Genomic DNA, 5,375 nt, shown 5'->3' with positions numbered 1-5,375 from the left:
TAGCACTACTAGATGTGCCTCAGGTGGTTTTCTACCGAGTTAATCCCTTTACCTACTGGCTTGCTCGCACCTTCTTGAAATTTTCGATTCCCTTCATGTCTCCCCCTAACTTGGTAGTAATGCGTTCCATTGTGCCGGAGTTGTTACAAGAGCAAGCCACACCAGAAAATATTGTCCGGGAATCCTTGGAACTCCTTTTTAATCAAGAACGGCGTCAGCAAACCCTTAAGGATTATCAGGAAATGCGCCAGTTATTGGGTGAAGTGGGCGTATGCGATCGCGCTGCTCAGGAAATTTTCCAGCTAATAAACTAAGTAGTCAAAGCCTAATGGTTGATGGCTGATAGCTGAACGCGCACGCGTGCGCGTAGCGCATATGCTTAAAATCCTGCTAATTCCAGACAAATTCCAAGTCTAAAACAAAGCCAGGTAAAACATCTTCTCCGGATAATGTTTTGGGAGATTTCAAGACCTCTACAGGTTGATTGAGTCGATAAATTTCAACTGTCTTATGATTAGGGTCAATTAACCAACCCAAACCCAGTTGATTATCAATATACTCCTGCATTTTTTGGCGTAACGGTTCCATATTGTCACTCTTTGAACGCAACTCCAGCACAAAATCAGGACAAAGGGGTGGGAAAGTTTCTTGTTGTTCAGGGGTTAATGCATTCCATCGTTTTTGACTAACCCAAGCTGCATCAGGGGAACGAATTGCCCCATTGGGAAGTCGAAAAGCAGTCGATGAGTTAAAGGTAACCCCCAGTTTGGTTTGGCGATTCCATAACCAAAGTTGTCCTTCTATATCAATGTTGCGTTTTCCAGTATTCCCCCCAGTGGGTGGCATGACAATTAATTTTCCTGTAGCACTACGTTCTAAGCGTAAGTCTCGATTAGCACTAGCAAGTTGTTCAAACTGCTCGTCAGTAACTCTGAGGCTAGGAGGAATGTTGATTGGAAGGGTATTCATGGATAAATCTCAAGTTATCCCTTATAGATATATCTAGCAATTGCTTCGCAACTAAGACGAATCATTGTCTGGCCCGGGACGACCCAATTGACACTCCCCCTCCTATAAGAACGGGGATTCTTGCTTCAACGAGGTGACTTGCTATTCCAGGCCGGAACCAAGAACAGTAGAGGTCTCCTCTCCACAAGCGTTCGGATCTATGATCCGAGTTCCGGTGTGCCCCACCGTACTCAAAGCTCGTTCAAGAATGTTGATTGCGGCGTTGTGATCTCTGTCTAACTGACATCCACACTTACAGATGTGGGTTCGAGTCGATAATGATTTTTTGACCACTTCGCCGCAATTAGAACAGTTTTGGCTAGTATAAGCAGGGTTGACTGCGACAGTTACCCTACCAAATTTATCACCAAAATGCTCCAACCATTTTCTAAATTGATACCAACCTGCGTCATTAATAGACTTAGCTAGACAATGGTTTTTGACCAGATTTTTTATCCTCAAATCTTCGTAAGCAACCAGATCGTTAGACCGGATTACGCAGCGCGCTAGTCTCTTAGCGTGCTCTTCACGCCGCCTACTTATTTTGAGGTGAGTCCTGCCTAGTCTATTAATGGCTTTTCGACGATTGGCTGAGCCTTTCTTTTTTCGGGATACTCGTCGCTGATAAAACTTCAGTCTCTTCTCTCCCGTTCGATAAAATCTAGGGTTAGGTTCAGTATTTCCCTTAGAGTCAGTATAAAAATCCTTCAGTCCAACATCTAAGCCAATAGTTGCATCAGCAGGTTTTAACTGTTCATTATTATCAGCCTGGATGCAGAATTGAACATAGTATCCATCAGCTCGACGAACTATCCTAACCCTCTTGATTTGCTTCTTGTCAAATCTCCACAAGTCCCATGTACCCTTGAGCTTGAGTTTTCCGATTCCTTTCTTGTCGCTGAATACGATCCATTTTTTGTCTGGAGACAACTTCCAGCCAGACTGCTTGTATTCGACCGAGCGGCAATGTTTTTGAAACTTTGGGAAACCCTTCTTGCCAGGTACCTTTTTTTGACAATTTTCATAAAAACGGGCGATTGATGACCATGCTCTTTCAGCACTAGACTGACGAGCAGTAGAGTTTAACTGATTTGCAAACGGAAACTGTTTAGCTAAAATCTTACTATATTTGTTCAAGTCAAATTTATTCACTCCTTTATTGTCCATCCAATAACGGATGCAACTATTGCGAATAAATTTTACTGTCCTGAGCGCTTCATCTATAGCTAAATATTGGTTTCGTTTGCCGTAGGCTTTGAACTCTAGAATAATCATCGGTATCGACCTCACATTCTATTTTATTCTACATCATTTAATATAAAAATTTCGAAATATTCTCCAAAAAAAAAGCCGTCCGTTAAAGTTCCCGTAAGATAGTGGAGCCTTTATGGTCGGCAGGTTATGCAGAAAAGGGTTAAGGCTATTGTTATAAGGCTCCACAATAAACAGGTTTCGTCTCCTAGAAGGACGGGGCTTTAAACCCAAATTTTTCGGTAAAGCATATCTTTCTTATTCCTCAAAGGGTAGCAAGAAACCTTCAAAACTCGAAATACTCAGCTCTTATGGGTAGGTTCTAAGTTATAAACAGGACTGAGTGCGTAAGTTATTGAGGAGTAGATTAAGTTTGTATACCCTCTTCACCATAAGGGCAACTTACCATGAGGGTAAATTCCCAAACAACAAAAAAACTAAGCACGACCACTCAATTGCACAAGCCTAATTTGTACAACCTCTTCATAAAGCTTTTCGAGCTGAGTAATATTCCCACTTAAGGTATAGCGCTCTAGAACCCTTGCCCTAGCTTTATGACCAAGCAAAGTAGTCCAGTCTCTGTGGTCACGCAATAGGGGTAATAGGGTTTTAAGTTGGGATGTCACCCCATGGGTATTGAGAATTATCCCAGCACCATCCTCTAACACTTCCCCATCAGCTCCAGCATCTGTGGCTACACAAGCCACGCCACAAGCCATGGCTTCGAGTAATGATAAGGACAGCCCTTCCAATAGAGAAGGTAAAATAAACACATCTGCTGCCCGCAAAATCTCAATCCGTTCTTGCTCGGAAGCCACAAATCCTAGCCAAATGATATTGTGTTCTTCCCCATAAAATGGTTTTAATGAAGCTAATAACGGTCCATCACCAGCAATCACTAGCTTACTGGATTCACCGAGGTTACATTGTTTCCACGCTCGCAGCAGCGCTTCAACATTTTTTTCCGTAGCAATCCGACCTTGATAAACAAACAGGCGTTGCCCTCCGAACTCAGATGCCAACTCAGAGGTAAACTGGGAGTATCCTGGAGAATATTTCTGGACATCAACTCCATTGGGAATCACTGCTAGCTTGTGATCAGGAACGCCAACCCGGATTAGGACATCCCGTTGGAGTTGAGAAAAGATAATCACTCGGTCGTAGTGGGCGAGAAACGGTGCATAAACTTGATAGGTCAGCAATTGGGTTCCCGATTGCAAATTGCGTCGTTTACCATCAAAGGGCGGATGGAAGGTCGCCACTAAGGGTATATTGAGTTCGGTACAGATTTCCGGTAACAGGAAGTCTAAAGGAGATAAAGTTAAGGAAGCATGAACCAGGTCAGGTTTGAGCTCCTGTAGCGATCGCTTCAAAACCTTACTGGCGGTTAGGGTTGGAATGGTATACATCTGAGACTTGTACAAGCAAGGCAGTGGTACCTCCTGACAACCCCACCAAGTTCGGTCCTCTTCTTCTTGGGCAAAGTGGAGGAAACTGACCTGGTAGCCCCGGTCGAGCAGAGCATTGGTCACTTCTCGAGTGTAGGTGACATTACCACAAAAAGGGGATTTTTTTCCTAGCCAGGCGATATGCATTCCGGTTGGTAGTTCTATCTCTATTTATGACGTTTATTGAAATTATTTAATCTATTACCGGAAATATACCAGTTTAAGAACCCACCTAAGAACACAAGTGCTGCTAAACCAAGAAATACAGGTTGTAAACCCAACCAAGTTTCTGCGATCCCCGCTAAGGCTAAAGGTAAACTCAAGGCGATATTAATAGCATTGTTTTGTAGTCCGAAAACTTTGCCCCGCATCTCTTCTGGTGTTTCTGCCTGGATGGTAGTCTGCATCGGGATACCGACCAAAGCCCCAAACCCCCCCAATACCATAGTCATGAGTAAAGCCAGCCAGAGATTGTTAGTGAATAAGGACAACCCTACTAAGGCTACTCCCATACCCACAGAACCAGACAGACTTAAATTGACATGGGAGGTGTCATCAAACCAGTTTCCTAGGATTGCTGCACTAATCCCCATCCCAATCCCACCGGCTGCTAACAAGAAGCCAAACTGGGCAGCTGTGATCCCAGGGAGGTTTTCCGCGAGTCTTACCGCCAGAACCGCTAAAGCAGCAAAAACCGAAAACAGGATAACTTGCTGAATCATAGCATTGCGGACACTTCGATTGTGTTGTACGTAACGCAAACCATCGGCAATGTCTGCCCACACATGAGGTTGCTCAGCCTTAGACTTTGCCCGATTTTCTCCTGTTCTCAGTAACAACAATACTAATCCTGCGATCGCATAAGACCCTCCTACCAAAACTTCTTTCCCCAAGTACACCCCGAAATGTAGCTGAGCTCCCAACCTATCTGCTAACGCTAACAACGGTTCACCCACAGCAAAACCAATGATTAAGGAAGCCATCATGGTTGTAGTATATAGAGAGTTGGCCGACAGTAGGTGCTGCGGTTTCACAATCAAGGGAATTACCGCTTGTTCTGCTGGGGCAAAAAATTGGGTCAGGGTAGAGACTAGAAAGGTAATCACTAATAAGACATAAAAGCCTAGTGGCAGATTGGAGACTGATGTCGAGCCTTGAGTTAAAGACAACAACCCAGGCACTAACAACACCAGTGCCCCTCGCAACAGATTGGTTAGTACCAGCACATCTTTTTTTGACCACCGATCCACATAGACGCCAGCCAAGGAACCAAATAGAACTGCTGGGATGGTAAAGGCAATCATAATCGCTGATACCCAGCCACTGATAGTTTGATCAGCGTCTTTAAAGCGACTGGTTATCAAGGCAATCATTAACACCAGATAAACCTTGTCTGCTAGCTGAGAGAAGACTTGACCACTCCATAGGGCTAAGAAGTTGGAATTTTTTAGAACTGGTATAAATCCTTTATCCGGCGATGAATCCAGTTCCTGATCGCTTAGCTCATCACTGCTCGATGAGGGTTTTGCCACCAAATCAGACTTGGTGAAATCAGACGTGGGGTCTGGGGAGTGTTTTTGGTTTTTTCCAGTCTCCGATGATTGCATTCTGGCTTTTCTTGGATAGGCTTTTTTTTTACCAATAACAACTTTTGTCCATCGTCATACA

General features: G+C 44.0%; 4 protein-coding genes and 1 pseudogene. 1 reads left to right on the top strand and 4 read right to left on the bottom strand.

The genetic code is table 11. The features are described from left to right. Nucleotides 1–314 (top strand): annotated as a pseudogene (locus tag F6J94_RS29665) (lipid-A-disaccharide synthase); the annotation flags it as partial. 76 nt (nucleotides 315–390) lie between these two features. Here the strand turns inward: F6J94_RS29665 and F6J94_RS29660 are convergent. From F6J94_RS29660 to F6J94_RS29645, 4 genes are all read right to left on the bottom strand, one after another. Further along, nucleotides 391–969 carry a Uma2 family endonuclease gene (locus tag F6J94_RS29660; RefSeq protein ID WP_293025206.1) on the bottom strand — a complete coding sequence of 193 codons (579 nt, stop codon included), beginning with the start codon at nucleotides 967–969 and terminating at the stop codon, nucleotides 391–393. Nucleotides 970–1,110: 141 nt separating this feature from the next. Further along, the gene (locus tag F6J94_RS29655; protein WP_293025204.1) at nucleotides 1,111–2,283 is read right to left on the bottom strand and encodes a transposase; all 1,173 of its coding nucleotides are present in this window, start codon (nucleotides 2,281–2,283) and stop codon (nucleotides 1,111–1,113) included. A gap of 413 nt (nucleotides 2,284–2,696) precedes the next feature. After that, on the bottom strand, nucleotides 2,697–3,854 hold the full coding sequence (locus tag F6J94_RS29650; RefSeq protein WP_293025202.1) for a glycosyltransferase family 4 protein: 1,158 nt from the start codon (nucleotides 3,852–3,854) through the stop codon (nucleotides 2,697–2,699). A 20-nt stretch (nucleotides 3,855–3,874) separates the two neighbouring features. Continuing rightward, entirely contained in the window at nucleotides 3,875–5,314 is a 1,440-nt protein-coding gene (locus tag F6J94_RS29645; protein WP_293025200.1) for an MFS transporter, read from the bottom strand. Between the last annotated feature and the right edge of the window lie 61 nt (nucleotides 5,315–5,375).

The organism is Moorena sp. SIO1F2 (assembly GCF_010672755.1).
Classification (GTDB): Bacteria; Cyanobacteriota; Cyanobacteriia; order Cyanobacteriales; family Coleofasciculaceae; genus Moorena.
This window is presented reverse-complemented; position numbering and strand designations above follow the sequence as displayed.

Bases quoted from the DNA above. Each gene is read 5' to 3' on its own strand.
- F6J94_RS29660 (WP_293025206.1), bottom strand. From the start codon at position 969: ATGAATACCCTTCCAATCAACATTCCTCCTAGCCTCAGAGTTACTGAC.
- F6J94_RS29655 (WP_293025204.1), bottom strand. From the start codon at position 2,283: ATGATTATTCTAGAGTTCAAAGCCTACGGCAAACGAAACCAATATTTA.
- F6J94_RS29650 (WP_293025202.1), bottom strand. From the start codon at position 3,854: ATGCATATCGCCTGGCTAGGAAAAAAATCCCCTTTTTGTGGTAATGTC.
- F6J94_RS29645 (WP_293025200.1), bottom strand. From the start codon at position 5,314: ATGCAATCATCGGAGACTGGAAAAAACCAAAAACACTCCCCAGACCCC.